Below are 19,553 nucleotides of genomic sequence, written 5' to 3'. Positions count from 1 at the left end.
CCACTCACCAGGACTTCATCCAGCTCAACCGTTCCGCAAACCCCATCGCTTGAATAAGTGAAATGAAGGACAAGACCGCCGATATGACCGTTGAAGAGCGCCTGCGGCAGCTTGAGGATATTCAGGACATTATCCGCCTCAAGACCCGTTACACTGAACTTGCCGACAGTAGTGCGGACAAGCCGCATACGGGCGAGGAAATCGGTGCGCTGTTCACCGAGGACGCGATTTTCCATATCGTGCCGACCGGCGCGCCGCCCCTGATCGGATCGGCCGCGGTCACCGAGCGGTTCAGCGACGCGACGCTCTATCCCTATTCCTATCATCTGCTGGGCAACCCCCATATCGAGGTGGATGGCGACAGCGCGAAAGGCCGATGGCATGTCGCCGTCGCGCTCAACCGCCGCGACATGGGCGCGATGTGGACGACGGCCTTCTATGAGGATGAATTTGTCCGGACGGCGGCGGGCTGGCGGATCAGCAGTCTGCGCTGCACCGCGTCCGCCTTTGCGCCATTCGGGCAAGGATGGTGACCAGGATCAGGGCCGACTAACATTGGTCGGCACGCTGCATTGAAGCCGATAGAATATCGAGCGCACGCGAATCGCGGCGACACAGGATAAAATCTGAGGAGGATCGGAAATTGCGTTTTAGCCTATCAGAGACCATGGGTCAGTATCAGGACTGGCTGGAGATGGGCGTCGCCGCCGAGGAAGCCGGCTTCGATGGATTTTCCGCGCCCGACAGCGTATTCTATCCCGACAAGACGGATTCGATCTATCCGTATAATGAAACGGACGCCATCCGTAAGTATATTGAAAATACGGCCTTTATTGAACCGATGGTGGCCTTTGCCTGGATGGCGGCCAGAACCAGCAAGCTGCGCTTCTTTCCCAATGTGATGAAGTCGGCCTCGCGCGCGCCAATCTTGCTCGCAAAGCAGATCTGTTCGCTGGCGGTCGTCTCGAACAACCGCTTCATCTACGGCGCCGGCATCGGTCCGTGGGAGGAGGATTTTTCCTATAACGGTCTGGACTGGAGCAAGCGCGGCGAGCTTCTGGACGAATCCATCGATATCCTGAAGGGCCTGATGACGGGAGAACTCTTCTCCTATGATGGCAAGCACAACAAGTTCGGGCCGATCAAAATCAATCCGGTGCCGACCCAGCCGGTGCCCATCGTCATCGGCGGCCATTCCAAGCCGGCGCTGCGCCGCGCTGCCAAGGTGGGCGACGGCTGGACCGTGGTCAACATGGACTATGATCCGATGAAAGCCATGATCGCCGAACTGAACGATCTTCGCCGCGCCTATGGTACGGACAAGCAGGATTTCCAGGTCCACGCCCGGCAATATAATATGCGCACAGCCCAGCAGGAGCGCCCCGATCTCGGCGCGTACCGGAAGTTCGAGGATATTGGCGTGACCGATTATTGCATCGTGCTGTTCCCGACGCCCGACGTCCCGCTTCAGACGAAGCTCGATGCGATCAAGCGTTTTGGCGACGAGGTCATTTCGAAGCTTTGATGAGGGCCAGGCCCGGTCCGATTAACAGATATCGTTATCAGCGTGGCCTTGGCGGACCTATACCGCCGCCACCGGGGAGAGAATGGTGATGAAGGTGCTCGACGCACAGGAACTGCTGCAAACCGCTCAGGACCGAACCGGACTGTCGGATTTCGGACCCGATGATTTTCGCGAAGGTCTGGATATGCTCGTGAAGGGCGTCAATGCAGAAGTCGATGTCCGCCCCGATCGCGTCGAGCATCTGCGCGAAAATATCCTGCGCTTGCTCATCAATCGCCTGTGGTTCCAGAAGGATCTCGCCGAGCATCCCGAAATTCTCGATGAAGTTATCGACGGGCCGATCATCATCACTTCCATGCCCCGGACAGGCAGTACGAAATTGCAGCGGCTGCTCGGGGCGTCGGGCGATTTCCAGCTGGTCGAATATTGGAAGGGCCACATGTTCGCGCGCATTCCCGGCGCGCCCGATGGCGGCCGGGAACAACGGATCGCGGAGACGCGGGCGTATGAAAAATGGCTCTACGAAGTGTCGCCGGACATGATCACGGGCCATCCTGTGTTCACCGACGAGGCCGAGGAGGAAATGCAGCTTTTCGAATATGCTTTCCGAACCGGCGCAATGATGATCTTCGGCTCGCCCTCCTATTTTTCATGGCTGCTGCAGGCCGATCCGACGCCGGCCTATGATTATCTGAAAATCCAGCTGCAGTATCTACAGTGGCAGAATCCGGAGAATCGCAACAAGCCCTGGCTGTTAAAGACACCGATCCATTTCGGAATGGAAAAGCAGCTAAACCGGATTTTCGACAATCCCCGCTTCATCGTCACCCATCGCGATCCGATCAAATGCGTGCCCTCGATCGCGGTAATCGCGCATAACTGGCACCGGCTTTATGCGGACGTGGAGCCGGATTTGAACGGCGGCGAAGCGCTGACGGCCTATTATGGCTGGTCCGCTGACAATCATTTGCAGTGGCGCGATGAGGATCCCGATCTGCAAATCGTCGACATTGCCTTTTCCGACATCACCTCGGACGATGAGGCGGTCGTGCGCCGTATCTACGACGCTTTCGGTCTCACCCTGACGGAAAAGAGCCGGCAGGGAATGCTCAACTGGTCCGAACGCAACCCGCGCAACAAACATGGCGGCCATTCCTATTCGGCCGAGAAATTCGGTACCACGGACGACGTGATCCGCGCCCGGTTCGCCGACTATTATGATCGTTTCGCGCCTCTGCTGGCGTGACGAAGGAAGGTCCCATGCGTGACATCGATCAGCGGCTGGCGGAAATGGAAGCGCGCTTCGCGATCGCCGACATCGTGCATACATTCTGCCGCGCCGCCGATCGCAGCGACCTCAACGCCATCCCGTCGCTGTTCCACGACGGGGCGGTGGACAATCATGTCTTTTATGAAGGCGATGTCGCGGGGCTGGTCGAATGGATGCGCGAACGGCATCGCACCATCCTGAACGCCAGCCATAATGTCAGCAATATCCTGATCGAGTTCGCCGGACCGGACCGCGCTCTGGTGGAATCGCGGGTGACCGTGTGTATTCGTTATGCGCCGGCGGGCGCGGCGGCGTTCGCCAAGGCGGCGGGTCTGACCTTTTCCGGCGACCGCCCGGTCGATGTCCTGTCGTTCGGGCGCTATGTCGATATATTCGAACAGCGCGAGGGCGTGTGGAAAATCGCGTCGCGCACAGCGGTCCCCGATCAGCACCTCGCCTTTGAAGTACCGGATGGCATCGCCATGGAGGCCCCGACCCTCGTCAGGGCGCGCCGGGACCAGGATGATATTATTTTCCGCTTACGCCGCGAAATGGGTCTGGCCTGATTTCGCGTCGAAGCCCCTTTATGATTAACGGGAGATTCCAATGAGCAGTAACGGCCCCGATTTCGGTATTGCCACCGCCTGTACCAAAGACACCATCGCGCCATCGGCCCTTGGCCAGTGGGCCGAAGCCAACGGCTTTGAATCGCTCTGGTTCGGCGAACATTCCCACATTCCCGTCGATCTGAAGTCCGAGCGTCGCAGCTACAAGGAGGTGCCGGAAAGCTTCAAGGAGATGTATGATCCCCTGCTTTCGCACATGGCCGTCGCGGCCGTCACCAAGACCTTGAAGCTCGGCACCTCGATCTCGATCATCACCGAGCATCACCCGATCAGTCTGGCGACGCGGATCGCGACGCTCGACCATTTTTCGGGCGGTCGCTTCATCCTTGGCGCCGGCGCGGGCTGGAGCGCGGAAGAAATGGCGGACTATGGCGTCGCGTTCGAGGATCGCTGGAAGTGGGTGCGCGAATGCGTGCTGGCGATGCGCCAGATCTGGGGCAATGAAATCGCCGAATTCTCCGGCGACATGGTCAAGTTCCCGCCGATGTGGTGTGGACCAAAGCCGGTTAAGGGCGGCAAGCTGCCCGTCCTGATCGGCGCTTACACCAAATTCGCCTTCCCCCGCATCGCTGAATATGGCGACGGGTGGATCCCGGTCGACCAGAATGACGCGATGCCCGCCGCCGTCGCCGATCTGCGCGCCTATATGGAGGCCAAGGGGCGCTCCTTCGAAGAGCTGGATCATACGGTCATCACCCATCATCTGGGCATGTTCGAAGGCAATCCTGACCGCCTCAAGAAGCGGGCCGAGGAACTGCACGCGCTGGGTTTCAATCGCATCCTGCTCCAGCTTCCGTCTGTCGATGCCGATACCCAGTGGCGGACGCTGGAAAGCCTGCACAAGGTCGCGCAGGCGTTCGCCTGACCGCGCGGTCATGACTGTTTGAAATCAAGGAGATAGGATCATGACGTCTGTTCAGCGAGGCACGGGTTGCCGCGAGGGGATCATTGATGCGGATGCGGACGCGCTGTGGGCGCTGGTGACCGACTGGGGTTCGATGGACTGGTGGGGCAATGAGGTGGAGGAAGCTGGCATGAAGGTCAGCAAATGCTATCTCGAAGGGGAGCCTGGCAGCGTGCCGCGGACCAAGGTGATCGAGCGGTCGAACACCGAGGAAGGCGGCCTGCCGATCATCAACCGCGAGACGTTGATCCACGAGGATGCCGTCGCCCGCCGCCTGTTCTACAATGGCACTGACGGCTTCATCGAGGGCGTTCGCAACTATATCGCGACCTGGGCCTTCGACACGCTGCCCGACGGCAAGGTGAAGATGCATATTTCCTCGGTGTTCGACGTCGTCGATCCGGGCAGTGCCGAATATGTCCGCGCCGTGGTGGAGGCGGTCTACGACATGATCTTCAAGGGGCTGAACCAGCATTTTGCGGCGCAAAGGGCGACGGCCTGATCCCTGCGAACCGTTTGTTAGGAAGAGTGCGATGTCGGTAGATTATGATGTAATCGTGATTGGCGGGGGCGGCGCCGGGCTGTCGGCGGCGTATCACGCCGCGAAGAAGGGCGCGTCGGTCATGCTCGTCGAGGCGGCGACGCAACTGGGCGGGGCGACCGCTTTGTCGAGCGGGGTCGTCTATGCGGCGGGCACCAGCGTGCAGCAGGCGGCCGGGATCACCGATTCCGCCGAAGACATGTACCAATATATCATGACGCTCAACCAGTGGTCGATCAAACCGGCCCTGGCAAAGCGCCTGTCCGAAGCCGGCGCGTACATCATCGACTGGCTCACCGAACTGGGTAATGAATTCCCGCCAGAACTGATTGTGGAATCCGGCGTTGCCGGCTGCCCGCGCGGGCATCAAGCCTTGGGTGCGGGGATCGGCATCGTCCAGTCGCTCATTAACGCCGTAGGCGCGCTCGGGGTTGAGGTCGCGCTGGGTTCGCGGGTCTCGGACCTGCTGGTCGAAGACGGCCGGGTCGTGGGCATCCGCTCCGGTGAGGTGGACCTGCGCGCCCATGCGGTCATCATCACGACGGGCGGCTTTGCCAACAACCCCGCCATGGTCAAGCGGCTTTGGCCGACGGCGGCTGCGCATGGCACGCGCCTGACGTCTTTCTATGCCGATTCACCCTTCAACATGGGCGATGGCATTCTTCTGGGCGAACGTGCCGGTGCGAATATCACCGGGATCGACAATGGCTTGCTGGTGCCGACCCCGAATTTCGTGCCTGACCAGACCGCCTTTCTGCCCGAATGGGCGATGGTGGTGAACCGCGACGGAAAGCGGTTCATATCCGAGGATGCGTCCTATTCCGTGAGCGGCTACCTGATCAACGAACAGCCCGAGATGCGCTGTTTCGCGATCTTTGATGAGCCGGCGCTGATGGAAGCCTGCGCCGACGAAAATGTGTTGAAATATTATATCAACGATCCATCTTCGAACAATTGGCGCGCGGGTATGATCCGGCAGCAGGCCGAAAAAGGCCGGGTGAAGGTTGCCGACACGATCGCTGAACTCGCCAAACGCGCCGATATTGATCCGGTATGCCTTGGAACCACCGTCGAACGATATAATCAGTTCATGGACCAGGGAGAAGATCTGGATTTCTTCAAGCAGGCGGCGAAGCTCTATCCTATCCGCACCGGCCCCTTCTATGCCGTCGAGATCCGGCCCACCGCTATGGTGTCGTGCCACTCGGGCCTCGAAATCGACAGCGGCGGCCACGTAATCGACGGGCAAGGCCAGATCATTCCTGGACTTTATGCCGGTGGAGAGGTGCTGGGCTGCACCTTGGGGCGGCGCTATATAGGCGGCGGCATCGGCATAGCCAATGCGCTCACCTTCGGCCGCGTGGCCGGCGAGAGCGCGGGAGAAAAGTGCGCTATGCTGCTTGCTTAGGCGGCTGCAAGATGGGATCGCCCGAGGGCCAGGCGTCGTGCCCGGCCCTGGGCGCCCAAAGGTCGGAGGATGAATCGGTCTTCATCTCCGACTTCGCCCGCCTTCGGTCCCCGCGCCATTCCTGAACTTCGCAACGGGGCCGGTGCGGCCCCCTTCTATTTCAGCCGCTCCAATCATTCGCGGCAGCATCCCGCACGCGCCGGAGCAGATGCCGCCATGTCAGTCAGATGGCTAACTGCCCGATCACTGGCCGGAGACCATGTGACGATATAGCCTTCTGCCGCACGTTCGGTGCTGGCCTTCGGGCAACCTATGTTGCCACGAAAGCCGGCGAAACTGATGGCGATCAATATGATCGTGAGGAACCCGTCTCTCACCCCGGCCGTTTTATCGGCTTGCAGTGTAGAGAGGATCGCATGATCAACCACCTGGCCTTGAATCCATTCGAGCAACCTTCCCAGTTCCTCACCGACAGTTTCCAGCGAGGGTTGGCGCACTGGAACCGCGAGCGGCTTGCGCCGCAGTTACCGGACGACCATTGGCGCGCCACGCTGGAGCGAGACGCGCGCATGCTGCGGCTCGAAGGCGGCTTTATCGAAGAATTGCGCGGCGAAATAATATCGCGCGCCGCAGAGGCTCCCACCGACGCCGATGGCTTTATCGCCTGGTTCGAGCAGCTTAAAGAGGATGGCCCCGGACAGGGGGACCCGCTTTTCCCATGGCTGGCAGACGAAGCGTCGCGCGATGAACTACGCTGGTTCTTCGAGCAGGAAGCGGCGGGTGAGGCAGGGTTCGACGATCTCGTCGCCTATACGCAGGTCAAGCTGCCGACATCGGCGAAGCTCGAACTCGCCCGCAACTATTGGGATGAGATGGGACGTGGCAATGTGAAGGGCATGCACGGCCCGATGCTCGACGATCTCGTTGCGACGCTGGCGGTCAATCCCGTGATCGAGAATACGGCGTGGGAAAGCCTTGCGCTGGCCAATGCCATGACCGCGATGGCGACGAGCCGCCGTTATGCCTGGCATTCCGTCGGCGCGCTTGGCGTCATCGAACTCACCGCCCCCGGCCGATCCGCGCTGGTCGCCAAGGGCCTGCGCCGTATCGGCCTCAGCGACCGCGAACGACGCTATTTCGATCTGCATGCCGTCCTCGACATCAAACATAGCGCCGACTGGAACCGGGAGGCATTGCGACCGCTGGTGGCGGAAGACCCGCGCCGCGCCACCGCGATTGCCGAAGGGGCACTGATGCGCCTGCTGTGCGGAGAGCGCTGCTTTGCCCGCTATCGCGCGATATTGTGGAACGAGCGCTGATCAGGTGCCGCAATAGGTCGCCAACACCCGCTCATGGTCCTGTGGAGGCCGGGCATAATGGGCGAGCGCCGGTTGGTCGTCATAAGGACGGGCAAGCAGTTCGACCATTTCATGGAACGGGCCGAAGTCTTCTTCATCGACCGCCGCCCGGATCATCGCCTCGACCCGGTGGTTGCGCGGAATGAAAGCCGGGTTCACCGCGTCCATCGCCGCGCGGCGATCCGATGGCTCCCGCTCCTCCTTCGCCAGCCGGTCGCGCCACTGTTCCGCCCAGCGGTCAAAGACGGTGGGATCGATGAACAGCGATCGGGCCGGCTCGTCGTCGCCAATGACCGCAAGACCAAGATTCCGGAAAAACAGCGTGAAATCGACCTGATTTGCGGTCATGGCCTGCAGGATCGCGCCGATCAGTTCGGCATCCTCCGGTCGCTCATCATCAAGGCCCAGCTTGCGCCGTAGGCCGTCATGATAGGTCTGTTGAAACGACGGCCCGAACCTTTCCAGCGCCGCCTGCGCGTCCGCGATCGCCGCATCCTCATTATCGGCCAGTAGCGGCAGCAATGTCTCGGCGAGCCGGGTCAGGTTCCACTGCGCCACGGTCGGCTGATTGCCATAGGCGTAGCGCCCCGCCTGATCGATCGAACTGAACAGGGTCGCCGGATCATATTCGTCCATGAATGCGCAGGGACCATAGTCGATCGTCTCGCCGGCGACGGACATATTATCGGTGTTCATAACCCCGTGAATGAACCCGACCAGCAGCCAGCGCGCGACGAGGTTCGCCTGTGCCGCGATGATATGATCGAGCAGCGCGCGATAGGGCCGGTCGGCCTGCGCGGCGGCGGGATAGTGGCGGGCGATCACATGGTCGGCGAGCAGGCGGACCGCCTCCGTATCGCTCCGCGCGGCGAAATACTGGAACGTCCCCACCCTTATATGGCTCGATGCCACACGCACGACGGCAGCGCCGGGGAGCATGGTCTCGCGCCGCACCGGCTCACCGGTCGAAAGCGCCGCCAGCGCGCGCGTGGTCGGAATGCCTAGCGCGGCCATCGCTTCACTGACGAGATATTCGCGCAGGACCGGACCAAGCGCCGCCCGCCCGTCACCCCCGCGCGAAAAAGCAGTACGGCCCGCGCCCTTGATCTGAACGTCGCGCCTCGCACCATCGGGACCGATCAGTTCGCCGAGTAGAATGGCGCGGCCATCGCCCAGCTGCGGCACGAAACTGCCGAACTGATGCCCCGCATAAGCGAGCGCGATCGGCTCGGATCCCTCGGCGATTGCCTGCCCCGCCAGAAACCGCACCCCTGCGGCACTTTCCAGCCAGGCGGCGTCCAGTCCCATCTCGCTCGCCAGCGGATGGTTCAACCGGATCAGTTGCGGCGTTGGAAAGGGCGCCGGCGATGCAGGCGCATAAAAGCGCTCGGGCAGTCGGGCATAGCTGTTGTCGAAAGAAAGTCGCATCTGCGTTCAACCCGTGAAAGCCGCCGGGTTTCCGGCGCCCGCCCGCACCGTTTAGCGGCACGCCGGACGATGGCCAGGAAAATGTCGCCCGAATGCGGCACGGAAGCCGCCCCTCGCACCCCGATAATTATGTTATTGCGACTCATTTTCATTATTGATAGAGCGCGCCGACTTAATGGGGAAACATCATGAAGAAACTTGCCATTGCCGGGTGCATCAGCCTACTGTCCGTCCATCCGGTCTATGCCAATGACCGGGACGCGGCCGAAAGCACGTCGGCAGAGGAGATTGAACGGTCGCGCCCGGACTCGATCGTCGTCACCGCAGCCCGCAACCAGACATTCGCCGGCACAAAGACGCAAACGCCCCTGATCGAGACCCCGCAGCCGATCAGCGTCATCACATCCGACCAGTTTCTGTCGCAGGGCGCCATCAACATCAGCGACATGGTGAAATATGCCGCCGGTCTCACCGCCAATCCCTATGGCCGCGACACTCGTGTCGATGGCTTCGTGGTCCGCGGCATCGACGCGCTGCAATTTCGCGACGGGATGCGCGATATTTTCAGCTATTATGCCAGCATCACGTCCGATCCCTATAATTTCTCCCGCGTCGAAATCGTGCGAGGCCCGGCGTCCGTGCTGTTTGGTCAGGGTTCGATCGGCGGCCTCGTCAACCTCGTATCGAAAACCCCCGACTTTGAAACGCGCGGGGAAATCAGCGCGGTCTATGGCAGTTACAATCGCAGGGAATTGCTCGGCGACGTCAATGTTGCGCTGTCGGACCAGCTCGCCTTTCGCGCCGTCGGGCGAGCGCGCAAGGCCGACACATTCGTAGATCATGTCCCCGATGACCGCGTCTTTTTTGCGCCCTCGATCCGCTGGCAACCAACGCCTGACACCGACCTGACCCTGCTCGGTCTCTATCAGGAAGATGACGGCGGATCGACCGCCCAGTTCCTGCCCCTCATCGGCACCTTCCTGCCCAACCCGTCCAACAGCCAGAAGCTGGATCGCTTTACCTTCGTTGGCAAGCCCGACTGGGATCGCTATTCGGGCCGGTCGCTCCAAGGCGGAGGCAGCGTCACCCACCGCTTTTCCGACAATGTGCAACTCAGCCTGAAGGCACGCTACATCGACAGCGACCTTCAATATTTCACCCATTATACCAACAGCTATTCCAATCCGACCAACCCCTATCTGGATGCGGCGGGACGGCAGATCGGCCTGTACAGCGATGCAAGCATCGCCGGCACCAATGTATTTTCGACCGATAATAATCTGCAATTCCAATTCGGCACCGGCGCGAATATCGAACACAGGCTGCTCGTCGGCCTCGATTACAGCTGGAACAAGGTCAAGAAGCGGGGTGGCTTCGGCTATGAAGTGATCGACCTGTACAATATCGATTATGGCGCGCTGACCCTCCCGGCGATCAGTCCCGACTGGGCGATCGATACCCAAAAGCAGCTCGGTCTCTATGTGCAGGACCAGATCCGCTTCTTCGATCGCGTTTCGGTGGTGCTGGGCGCCCGGCATGACCGGGTCCGCTCGAACAATGCCGACGGCACGAAGGCAACCGACCACGCCACCACATTCCGCGCGGGCATCATCGGCGAAATTGGCGCGGGGCTATCACCCTTCTTCAGTTACACTGAAAGCTTTCAGCCGATCACGGGCCTCAAGCCCCAGACCGGGCGCCAGTTCGAAGCCGGGGTGAAGTGGCAGCCCGACCTCAACACGCTCGTCACCGTGACGGCCTTCGACATCAAGGAGGCGAACCGGCCGCTCACCGGCCCCGGCAGCGTCGTCACCCAGTCCGGCAAATTGACGACCAGAGGCATCGAACTGGAAGCAAGCCGCACCCTGCCGGGTGATTTCGAACTTCTCGTCAATTACGGCTATAACAAACTGAAATCGAACGATTCCCCTTATTTCATCTTTCTGCCGCGCCACACCGCATCGGCGTGGACGACCAAAAGATTCGGCATGGCGGAGGGCGCGACGCTGCGGCTGGGTGCAGGCGTCGTCTATACCGGCAAGCGCGAGTCCATCGGCCCGATCTGGACCATCGTCACGCCGTCCAACACGACGGTCGATGGCCTGGCGGAAGTCAGTTGGAATAATTGGCGGTTCGCCGTCAACGCGACCAATCTGTTCAACAACCGCTATTTTGCGTCCTGCCTCGATCGTGGCGACTGCTTCATCGGCGCGCCGCGCAATGTGATGGGCACGGTGGGCTATCGCTTCTAGGGATGGCCGGATGTTGCGACCAAGGCCTGATACGGTCCGATCGCCAGAACCCGGTTCGACGAGCACGCCTGATAAGCGGATGATAGTTTCTCAATCACTCGACGGTGGCTTTGCATTTCCACGTTTCGCACTAGGAAATGGCCACGATATCGAGAGAGGCTTCATACATGGATTATCGCACGCTCGGCCGCACCGATCTCAAAGTCAGCCTGATCTGCCTCGGCACGATGACCTGGGGATCACAGAATAGCGAGGCGGAAGCGCACACCCAGTTGGACCATGCGATCGATCAGGGAGTCAATTTTATCGACACGGCGGAAGGCTATCCGGTGACCCCGGTCAGCCGCGAAACGCAGGGAAAGACCGAGGAATATATCGGTAGCTGGATCGCGGGGCGCAAAAAGCGCGAGGATATCATCCTCGCGACCAAGGTGGCTGGTCCTTCCCGCGATCCGGTGCGGGAATTTCGTGGCGGCAACAACCGGCTCGATCGCCGGAACATCGCATTGGCGATCGACGAAAGCCTCGGGCGGTTGCGCACCGACTATATAGACCTCTACCAGATTCACTGGCCCGACCGGCCCGTGCCGTCCTTCGGCGTGCGCGGCCTCAGCACGATCCGCGACACCGCCGACACTGTGCCGATCGAGGAAACGCTGGAAGCTCTCGCCGATCAGGTGAAGGCAGGCAAGGTGCGCCATGTCGGCGTATCGAACGAAACGCCCTGGGGGGTATCGGAATATCTGCGACTGTCGCGCGATCAGGGACTGCCTCGCATCGCCTCAATCCAGAACGCCTATAATCTGCTCAGCCGCACGTTCGAAGTCGGCCTGTCGGAATTCGCGTTACGCGAGGATGTCGGGCTGCTCGCTTACTCTCCGCTCGCAGGCGGCAATCTGTCCGGCAAATATCTGGGCGGCGTCATCCCGCCCGGCTCGCGGCGCGATGTGGCGAAGCAGTTCGTGCGTTACGACCTTCCCGGACAGGCGCCGGCGAGCGCACGCTATGTCGCGATCGCCCATGCCCACGGCCTCGATCCATCGCAACTGGCGCTCGCTTATGTGAACAGCCGCGCGTTCGTGACCGCGACCATCATCGGCGCGACATCCATCGAACAACTGAAAGCCGACATCGCCAGCGTTGACCTCGTGCTAGGTCAGGACGTGCTGGAAGCGATCGAGGCGGTCCATCGCGACATTCCCGATCCCTGCCCCTAAACGGCGAGCGATCTGCCTTGCCACGGGCCGGTCGGCCCCTCACACTGCACCGGCCTGTCGCAGCGCAGGCGTGACGGGGGCATGATGTCGCAGGCAACACGGATTTTGATCGCGCTGGTGGTGGGCCTGCTGATCGGCACGGCGGGCAGCGTCTGGTATCCGCCGCTCGCCATCGGCGCGACCGCCCTGACCCAGCCGGTGGGATCAGCCTGGCTGCACGGGCTGCAGATGGTCATTGTCCCGCTTATCATCGGCCTGCTGGTCACTGGCGTGGCGGCTGCCGCCGACGCGGCGCGGGCGGGACAAATTGCGTTGCGCGCGATGATCGCCTTCGTCGCCATCCTGTGGTCGGTGACTTTGATGTCGGCGCTGCTGGTGCCGGTTCTGCTCGACCTTTGGCCGCTGCCTGCCGCTTGGGCGAAGGCGATCCGGCTTGGCCTTACCGGGACCGCGCCGGTCGGCAATGTACCGTCCATTGCCTCTTTTTTCGATAGCATCGTTCCCCAGAATATCGTCGCTGCGGCATCGGGCGACGCGTTCCTGCCGTTGACCATATTCGGCCTGACCTTCGCCTTTGCCGTCGCAAAACTCCCGGCGGAACAGCGCGAGCGGCTGACGGCATTGTTCCAGGCCATGACCGACGCGCTGCTCATCATCATCGGCTGGGTGCTGAAACTGGCCCCGATCGGCGTGTTCGCGCTGGCCTATGGCGTGGGCGCACGGACGGGGGCGTCGGCATTCGGCGCGCTCATCCATTATATAGTGACCGTCTCGTCGATCGGCATTCTGGTGCTTCTGGCGGCCTATCCGGTGGCGATGATCGCCGGTCGTGTGTCGCTGTGGCGGTTCGCAAGAGCCGCCGCGCCCGCGCAGGCGGTGGCGGTCAGCACCCAATCCTCGCTCGCCTCCCTGCCCGCCATGCTGGAGGCGACGGCGCGGCTGGGCGCGCCGCCCGCGACCGCCGGCATCGTCCTGCCGATCGCGGTCGCGGTGTTTCGCGCGACCAGCCCGGCGATGAACCTCGCCGTCGCCCTCTATGTCGCGCATCTGATGGGTGTGCCGATCGGCCCGGCGCAGATCGTCGCGGGCGTCTGCACGGCGGCGATCACGACGATGGGATCGGTCAGCCTGCCCGGCACGATCAGCTTCATCGCATCGGTCGCGCCGGTGGCGCTGGCGATGGGCGTTCCGGTCGAAGCGCTCGGCCTGCTCATCGCGGTGGAGACCATCCCCGATATTTTCCGCACCCTCGGCAATGTGACGATGGACATGGCGGTGACCGTCGGCATCGCGAAACGGACGGCGGTTGACCCTGCCTAAAAGGCGTTGCCTGCGGCCGAATAGGCATCCTCTTCGGTTTCGGGCAGGGGTGGCTCGACCGGCTTGTCGCAACCGACTTTGGCCATGTGCCGTCGCAGCGCATCCATGCCGCCGATCCCCCAGCGCGCCAGCGGAACACCGAGCGGCCGGAACTCCGCCCGATCGAATAACTCCACCACATAATCGTCGCACAGCCTGTCGACCTGCTCCAGCGTCAGCATGCCAAGGTTCATGACCATCGGCCTGCCCGGCACCCCGTCCCGCCCGCGCACCAGATCGGTCACGAACAATCCGCCGCGCGGGTCGATCAGCACGACGTCAGCATGGGATGCGTCGATCATCCGGTGGCTCGCCGCATAGGGTGCAACGAACGCATGGGTGCGCCACACCAGAAAGGCCGTGCTGAGAAACGCGATGCCGATCCCGATAAACACGGGCCGCATCGCCGCCGGCCGCAGCCGCGCCCAGCCCAGCCCGGCCAGCAGGCAGAAGGGACCGATAAAGCCATGCGCATAGCGATAGCCCCAGCCATAGCCCTGCGCCAGCGCCAGCGCACAACCCGTCAGGCAGCCAAGAGCCAGCGGCAGCGCGATCTCGTGCCCGCGCAGTGCGCTCCGCCAGCGCATCGCGACGATGCCGAGCATGGCAAGCGGCACCATCAATATATTGTTCCAGGCGAACAGCCGGGTCAGGTTGACCAGCGGCTGCCAGCGATCCCCCAGCCTGACGAACAGGCTGCCGACCTTTTCCGTCACCCCGGCGGACGGGCGCACATCCATCGGCGGGCCGAGCGCGTGCAACAGATATCCCGGCCAAAGCTTGGCCCACACGAGCACGATCAGCACCAGCGTGAAGCTATGAAACAGGGCGACGCCCCAGCGCCGGTTCAGCAGCATCCACAGGATGAACGGGCCAATGAAGATCGGCGGAAAATGCCATTGATGCAGCCCCGCCGCGACCAGCGCCACCAGCCCGGCGGCCCCGTGGCCAAGCCATCCGCCGCGCAGCACCAGCGCCAGCCAGATCATGTTGAGCGCGAAATGGCCGGTCATCGCATAGGGCGTCATCGCCGTGACCCACAACTGGGTCGATGACAGCGCCAGCAACATCGTCACCCACACGGCATCCGGCCGATCCGGAAACAGATGCAGCGCGACACGCCACAGGGCGATCAGTCCGCCGACCAGCAATACCGGCCCGGCCAGATTAGGGTCCCCCAACTGCCAGAACAGCGCCTGAATCGCGCTGTTCACCGGCAGATAGGCGGCCGTCCAATAATCCGCCGCGCCGAAGGGCGAGAAAAATTCGGGCATGATCGCCCGGCGATAGGGTTCCCACTGAACCGGGATCGGCCGCGCGAACAGCCCTTCGCGCATATAGGCGGCGGCGAAGCGCGCGACTTCCTCGTCACGGGACACCGCATAATTCTGGAACAGCGCATAGTGGCCTGCCCAGGCGACGAGGCCGAACAGCACCACCAGCGGCACGATAACCCGCGCCTGCGGTTGCGGCAGGCGCCATCCCGCCCCCTCAGCAAAGGGCGCGGCCAGCGCCAGCAACAACAGGCTGACCAGCAGCACAGGAAAATCCTGATCGAGGAACAGGATCACCGGCAGGCTGATGCCCTGACGATATGTGACATGCCACAGGAAGGTCGCGCCCAGCCACAGGGCAAGGCCGGTTGCGCCGCCCAGAAACAACCGGCGCGCGTCGACGATGCGCCCCGGCCCGCTCATCAGACGTTCTGCGCCAGCAGCGCCCGGTTGACGAAAATGCCGTCCATCTCAACCAGTTGCGGAAAATGACCCTTATTGTTCGCGAAGAAGGCGGATGGCGCAAAGCCCTGCTCGTCCAGCCAGTCGATCATCGCGCGATAACCGACACCGCCATCGTAAATGGGTCGGATGCCGAGTTCGGTCTGCACCCCGCACATTTCCTGCAAAATCTCGCCCGCGCCCCGGCACACCGCCATATCATGTCCTTGCGTGTCCATTTTCAGGAACGGCCGGGCGAAACCATGGGTCGCGCGCAACTCCGGCAACAATCCCTCCAACCGACGGCATTGCATCTCGACCGTCCGCGCGATCCTGTTTCGGTCGGCAAAGATGGCGTCCTGCCCCGGCGCCGGGCGTTCGAGCGAACTGAACTGGTCGGCGACCATGATGTTGAAATCGGCCACGCCATCGAAATCGGACAGGGCCATGTTGAATATATGCCAGCGGCGGTCGCGGGCGGCGCGGCGCGTCAGTTCGGCGAAAATCTCCGGGTTCGGCTCGAACGACAGGATCGTCCCGGTGAAACGGGCGTCATGGCGCAGGCTCGACGCATATTGGCCGCGATTGGCGCCCACATCGAACACGCAATCGACGTCGAAGGCCGCAAGAAAGCGGCGCAGCGCCAGTATCTCGGGATATTGATGCACCCGGCCGCTCACCGCCAGCCGCAGCGCCAGCCAGCGATCGGCAAATTCGCGGGCATAGCGGTTCATGCGCGCGCGGCGATCATGGCGCGATAAATCTCGATCGTCCGCACGGCCATGTCCTTCCAGTCGCCCACGTCTTTTGCATAGGCGCGCGCCCGCGCGCCTGCCGCCTGCCTGATGGCCGCGCTTTCGATCAGCGGCAAGAGGGCTTGGGCCAGCGCTGTCACATTTCCCGCCGGTGCGCGTGCGACGACCCCTTCCGGCAAGGTCGCGAACATGCCCGCGTCAGACGTGACCATCGCCTTGCCATGATGCAGCGCGGACAGGAAAGCGCCGCTCGAATCGATCTGGCGATAGGGGAAGGCGAGAATGTCGGCCTTGGCCATATGCGCGTCGAGCCGCTGTTCTCGCAGGAAGCCGAAATCGGTGACGAGGTGTTCGCCGAACCCAGCCCGCTCGACCGTGGCCATGAGCGGGGCAACGTCCATGAACGGCTTCCCCGCGATCGCAAGTTCGAACCTGTGGCCCGCACGCCAGAGCGACAGGCAAGCCTCCACCAGCAGATCAACGCCCTTATAGGGCCGGATCGTCCCGAAAAAGAGCAGCCGGGGCAATATCGCGTCGGGGACCTCGGCCAGATCGGCGATGCCCGCCGTCGCCAGCCGCATCGGCGGATGCGGGGTCACATGGATGCGCGCAGGATCGACGCCCTGCGCCACGAGCGCCGAGCGCGTGGTTTCGCCATGAACGATCAGGGCATCGAACATATCGAGCAGCGCCCGATAACCCCGGCCCTGCACCCCCGCATCGGCATGATAGGCATCGGCATTATGGACGGTATGCACCAGCGCGACGCGCGATCGCAACCGACGCAGTAGCAGCCGGTCGGCAGGCGGCAGCGGCAGCCACTGGACATGCACGACATCCGCCGCCCGCATCTGGCGCACATCGCCCAGCGCGCAGGCCAGGCCATATTCCGCCGCCTTGAACGCCCGAAACGTCGCCCCCTCCCCGATCCGCGATCGCAGCGCCTCGCTGCGGCGGAAGAAGCGCGGCGCATAGGCATAGCCCTGTGGCACGATCGCGTCGGTCGGTCGCATCGGTCGTCCGAACAGCGTCACAGCCACGCCCGCCGCGCCCATCGCCGCGCACAGGCTGTCGTCATAGCGGCCCGTGAACAGCGAGGGATCGAGCATCGCGATCTTCACGACGCACGCCGCGTCAGGCGGTGGAGCGACACGCCGTGCAAGGTCGCCGCCAGCAGGAACGTCAGCGCATAGAGCGACAGAAAGCCGAGGTCGAAGCGGCCCGGCCAGAATAGCCGGGCAAGCGGCACGCTCAGCAATGTGCCACCCAAAAGGGGCAACGACCGCCGCAATAAAAGGCCAAAGCGCCCAAGCGCGCCCTGCACATAGACCGACACGCACATCACCGCGAGCGCCAGCAGCGACACGCCGATGAGCAACAGGTCAGCCATGTCGATCGCGGCACGACCATCGAACAGCCGCGCGAACAACCACCGCCCCGTCAACAGCAGCAATCCCGAGCCACCGATCGCGAACAGCAACGCCACCGCCAGCGCGCGCATGATAAGCTGCTTCAGCCGGGCTAAATCCCCGGCATGAAAAGCGCGGGTGATGCGCGGGAGCGCCGCTTCCACCATCGCGCGCACCAGCATCGACAAGGCCCGCGACATTTTGAAGAAAAAATCGAACAGCAGCATCGGCCGCGCATCCTGCGTCGCCAGCGCGATCGTGAAATAGGGCGCGTTGTAGGCGACGATATCCGAAATGGTGAAAGCCGCGGACGCGCCGACATCACGCAGATAGTGGCGGCGCACATGCCCGCCACCGACGCGAAAGGCGAACCAGTGGGCGCGCGTCATCCCCAGCCGACGATGCACCAGCACGATCGCATAGCCGATGACGTTGATGCTGACAGCCAGTTGCAAAGCGACCGACAGGCGCGGATCGAACCCGCCCAGGATCGAGATCAGCAGCCCGATCGTCAGCACCCGGCGCAGACAATCGAGCGCTTCCCACAGGAAATTGCCCTCGATCGCGGCGAGCGCGCGCTTGGCCAGCAGCGCGGGCAGGTTCAGGCAAGCGGACAGGAAGAACAGCAGGAACAGCAACGGCTCGCCGGTATGCAGCCAGCCCGCCAGCAGCGCGCCGATCAGGATCGCCACGCCGCCCGCGATCAGCAACCCCAAAAACAGGAACAGGACTCCCATTTCTTCCAGCCGAAAACGGCCTTCCTCTCCATCACCCGGCCCGCCGAGCCAGTGCCGCCGCAGCCGCGCGTAGATGATGCTCGTCAGGCCGAACTCCGCCGATATGGTGAAATTGCCGAACGCCACCAGCAGGAGAAAGGCCTGAAACTCCCGCAAGGGCAGCAGGCGGACGAACACATAGGTGACGGCAAAGCCCCAGATCAGGATCAGCCCGACATTGGCGAGCTTGACCAGCGCCAGAATGCGCGCCGACCCTTCAACCCGCGCGAGCAGCGATCCTGCCCCGGCGGCGCTCACCGGGCGGGCGCCCCACCGGGCTTGCGCGCGCGATACAGGCGTTCGCCCAGCGCATGATAATGGCGGATGTCGGGGTCGATCGACGCCGCGTCGATCTCCTCCAGCTCGAACCCGGCGGCGCGGATGCGGTCTGCGAAATCTGGGCCATATTGGCGGACATGGTCCCACTGGCCAAAGCGGCGCTCGCGCTCGCGGGGCGGGATGGCGAAGCTGCCATCCTCGGTCGGCTTGTCCCATAATGGCACGATCAGCCATGCCTCGCCACCGGGCTTCAACGCCCGCCAGATATGGCGCAACACCGCATGATCGTCCGGCACATGCTCCATCACATGACTGGCATAGAACAGGTCGAACCGATCCTGGTCGGCAAGGTCCATCAGGTCTACGCGGCGCATCTGCGGCACGGTATATCGGGCCGGGTCGAGATCGGCCGGGACATAATCGGCGGCTACCGAGAAGCGGCGGACGAGGCTCGCTTCATTGGGCGCCATGTGCAGGATCGCGCCCGTCGATGGCACGGTCAGGCGACCGACGGCGATCAGATGGTTCATCAGCCGTTCGCGCGGGCTGGCATCGCAGACCGGACAGCCCCATTCCGCATTGTCGCCATAGCGGAAGAAACCGACCACCGGCTTGCCGCAGGCGGGACAGCCGCGTGACGCGCGTTCGCCCGCCGCCTTGCGCGCGGCAAGGACAAGCTTTGTCAGATGCTTGCCGGCGGCTTTTGCCACCCGCTGAAAGGTAATCACGCT

18 protein-coding genes are annotated in these 19,553 nt (G+C 62.7%); 11 read left to right on the top strand and 7 right to left on the bottom strand.

Annotated features, from left to right (window positions below; all coding sequences use genetic code 11):
- Window positions 1-83: 83 nt before the first annotated feature.
- The 7 genes from ACODSN_RS12865 to ACODSN_RS12835 all read left to right on the top strand — a co-directional run bounded on the left by ACODSN_RS12865 (window position 84) and on the right by ACODSN_RS12835 (window position 6,274).
- Window positions 84-533 (top strand): nuclear transport factor 2 family protein, encoded by a 450-nt coding sequence (locus ACODSN_RS12865; RefSeq protein WP_489055914.1) that lies wholly within the window; start codon window positions 84-86, stop codon window positions 531-533.
- 134 nt (window positions 534-667) lie between these two features.
- Complete coding sequence (locus tag ACODSN_RS12860) at window positions 668-1,525, top strand: TIGR03619 family F420-dependent LLM class oxidoreductase (RefSeq protein WP_489055913.1); 858 nt, start codon at window positions 668-670, stop codon at window positions 1,523-1,525.
- 88 nt (window positions 1,526-1,613) lie between these two features.
- Window positions 1,614-2,771: a sulfotransferase family protein gene (locus ACODSN_RS12855; protein WP_489055912.1), complete on the top strand. Its 1,158-nt coding sequence runs from the start codon at window positions 1,614-1,616 to the stop codon at window positions 2,769-2,771.
- Window positions 2,772-2,785: 14 nt separating this feature from the next.
- A complete protein-coding gene (locus ACODSN_RS12850) occupies window positions 2,786-3,361 on the top strand; it encodes a nuclear transport factor 2 family protein (protein ID WP_489055911.1) in 576 nt (191 codons plus the stop codon).
- 40 nt (window positions 3,362-3,401) lie between these two features.
- Window positions 3,402-4,286: a TIGR03619 family F420-dependent LLM class oxidoreductase gene (locus tag ACODSN_RS12845; protein ID WP_489055910.1), complete on the top strand. Its 885-nt coding sequence runs from the start codon at window positions 3,402-3,404 to the stop codon at window positions 4,284-4,286.
- A 40-nt stretch (window positions 4,287-4,326) separates the two neighbouring features.
- Window positions 4,327-4,827, top strand: a complete 501-nt coding sequence (locus ACODSN_RS12840) for an SRPBCC family protein (RefSeq protein WP_489055909.1) — start codon at window positions 4,327-4,329, stop codon at window positions 4,825-4,827.
- Window positions 4,828-4,858: 31 nt separating this feature from the next.
- The gene (locus ACODSN_RS12835) at window positions 4,859-6,274 is read left to right on the top strand and encodes an FAD-dependent oxidoreductase (protein WP_489055908.1); all 1,416 of its coding nucleotides are present in this window, start codon (window positions 4,859-4,861) and stop codon (window positions 6,272-6,274) included.
- Between the two features lie 173 nt (window positions 6,275-6,447).
- Here ACODSN_RS12835 and ACODSN_RS12830 read toward each other — a convergent pair whose 3' ends face one another.
- Window positions 6,448-6,702 carry a hypothetical protein gene (locus tag ACODSN_RS12830; RefSeq protein ID WP_489055907.1) on the bottom strand — a complete coding sequence of 85 codons (255 nt, stop codon included), beginning with the start codon at window positions 6,700-6,702 and terminating at the stop codon, window positions 6,448-6,450.
- Here ACODSN_RS12830 and ACODSN_RS12825 point away from each other — a divergent pair.
- Entirely contained in the window at window positions 6,691-7,593 is a 903-nt protein-coding gene (locus tag ACODSN_RS12825; protein WP_489055906.1) for an iron-containing redox enzyme family protein, read from the top strand. The genes ACODSN_RS12830 and ACODSN_RS12825 overlap by 12 nt on opposite strands.
- Here the strand turns inward: ACODSN_RS12825 and ACODSN_RS12820 are convergent, their stop codons facing one another.
- Complete coding sequence (locus ACODSN_RS12820; RefSeq protein ID WP_489055905.1) at window positions 7,594-9,060, bottom strand: protein adenylyltransferase SelO; 1,467 nt, start codon at window positions 9,058-9,060, stop codon at window positions 7,594-7,596.
- A gap of 188 nt (window positions 9,061-9,248) precedes the next feature.
- Between ACODSN_RS12820 and ACODSN_RS12815 the strand changes: the two genes are divergently transcribed.
- The 3 genes from ACODSN_RS12815 (at window position 9,249) to ACODSN_RS12805 (ending at window position 13,849) form a co-directional block, all read left to right on the top strand.
- Complete coding sequence (locus tag ACODSN_RS12815) at window positions 9,249-11,312, top strand: TonB-dependent siderophore receptor (protein WP_489055904.1); 2,064 nt, start codon at window positions 9,249-9,251, stop codon at window positions 11,310-11,312.
- Between the two features lie 167 nt (window positions 11,313-11,479).
- Window positions 11,480-12,529 carry an NADP(H)-dependent aldo-keto reductase gene (locus tag ACODSN_RS12810; protein WP_489055903.1) on the top strand — a complete coding sequence of 350 codons (1,050 nt, stop codon included), beginning with the start codon at window positions 11,480-11,482 and terminating at the stop codon, window positions 12,527-12,529.
- Between the two features lie 81 nt (window positions 12,530-12,610).
- On the top strand, window positions 12,611-13,849 hold the full coding sequence (locus ACODSN_RS12805; protein ID WP_489055902.1) for a dicarboxylate/amino acid:cation symporter: 1,239 nt from the start codon (window positions 12,611-12,613) through the stop codon (window positions 13,847-13,849).
- Here the strand turns inward: ACODSN_RS12805 and ACODSN_RS12800 are convergent.
- From ACODSN_RS12800 to ACODSN_RS12780, 5 genes are read right to left on the bottom strand one after another with little or no spacing between them, the layout of a single operon-like run.
- Window positions 13,846-15,585, bottom strand: a complete 1,740-nt coding sequence (locus tag ACODSN_RS12800) for an MFS transporter (RefSeq protein ID WP_489055901.1) — start codon at window positions 15,583-15,585, stop codon at window positions 13,846-13,848. The two genes, ACODSN_RS12805 and ACODSN_RS12800, sit on opposite strands and share 4 nt — an antisense overlap.
- Window positions 15,585-16,337, bottom strand: a complete 753-nt coding sequence (locus ACODSN_RS12795; protein WP_489055900.1) for an FkbM family methyltransferase — start codon at window positions 16,335-16,337, stop codon at window positions 15,585-15,587. The genes ACODSN_RS12800 and ACODSN_RS12795 overlap by 1 nt, the downstream gene beginning before the upstream one ends.
- A complete protein-coding gene (locus ACODSN_RS12790) occupies window positions 16,334-17,479 on the bottom strand; it encodes a glycosyltransferase (RefSeq protein WP_489055899.1) in 1,146 nt (381 codons plus the stop codon). The genes ACODSN_RS12795 and ACODSN_RS12790 overlap by 4 nt, the downstream gene beginning before the upstream one ends.
- The gene (locus ACODSN_RS12785; RefSeq protein ID WP_489055898.1) at window positions 17,476-18,801 is read right to left on the bottom strand and encodes a hypothetical protein; all 1,326 of its coding nucleotides are present in this window, start codon (window positions 18,799-18,801) and stop codon (window positions 17,476-17,478) included. Before ACODSN_RS12785 ends, ACODSN_RS12790 begins: the two co-directional genes overlap by 4 nt.
- The gene (locus ACODSN_RS12780; protein WP_489055897.1) at window positions 18,798-19,550 is read right to left on the bottom strand and encodes a class I SAM-dependent methyltransferase; all 753 of its coding nucleotides are present in this window, start codon (window positions 19,548-19,550) and stop codon (window positions 18,798-18,800) included. Before ACODSN_RS12780 ends, ACODSN_RS12785 begins: the two co-directional genes overlap by 4 nt.
- Window positions 19,551-19,553 lie beyond the last annotated feature (3 nt).

The sequence above is a fragment of the Sphingobium sp. FG11 genome (assembly GCF_057809915.1).
Note: the sequence above shows the minus strand (reverse complement) of the source record. Positions and strands in the feature narration are given on the sequence as shown.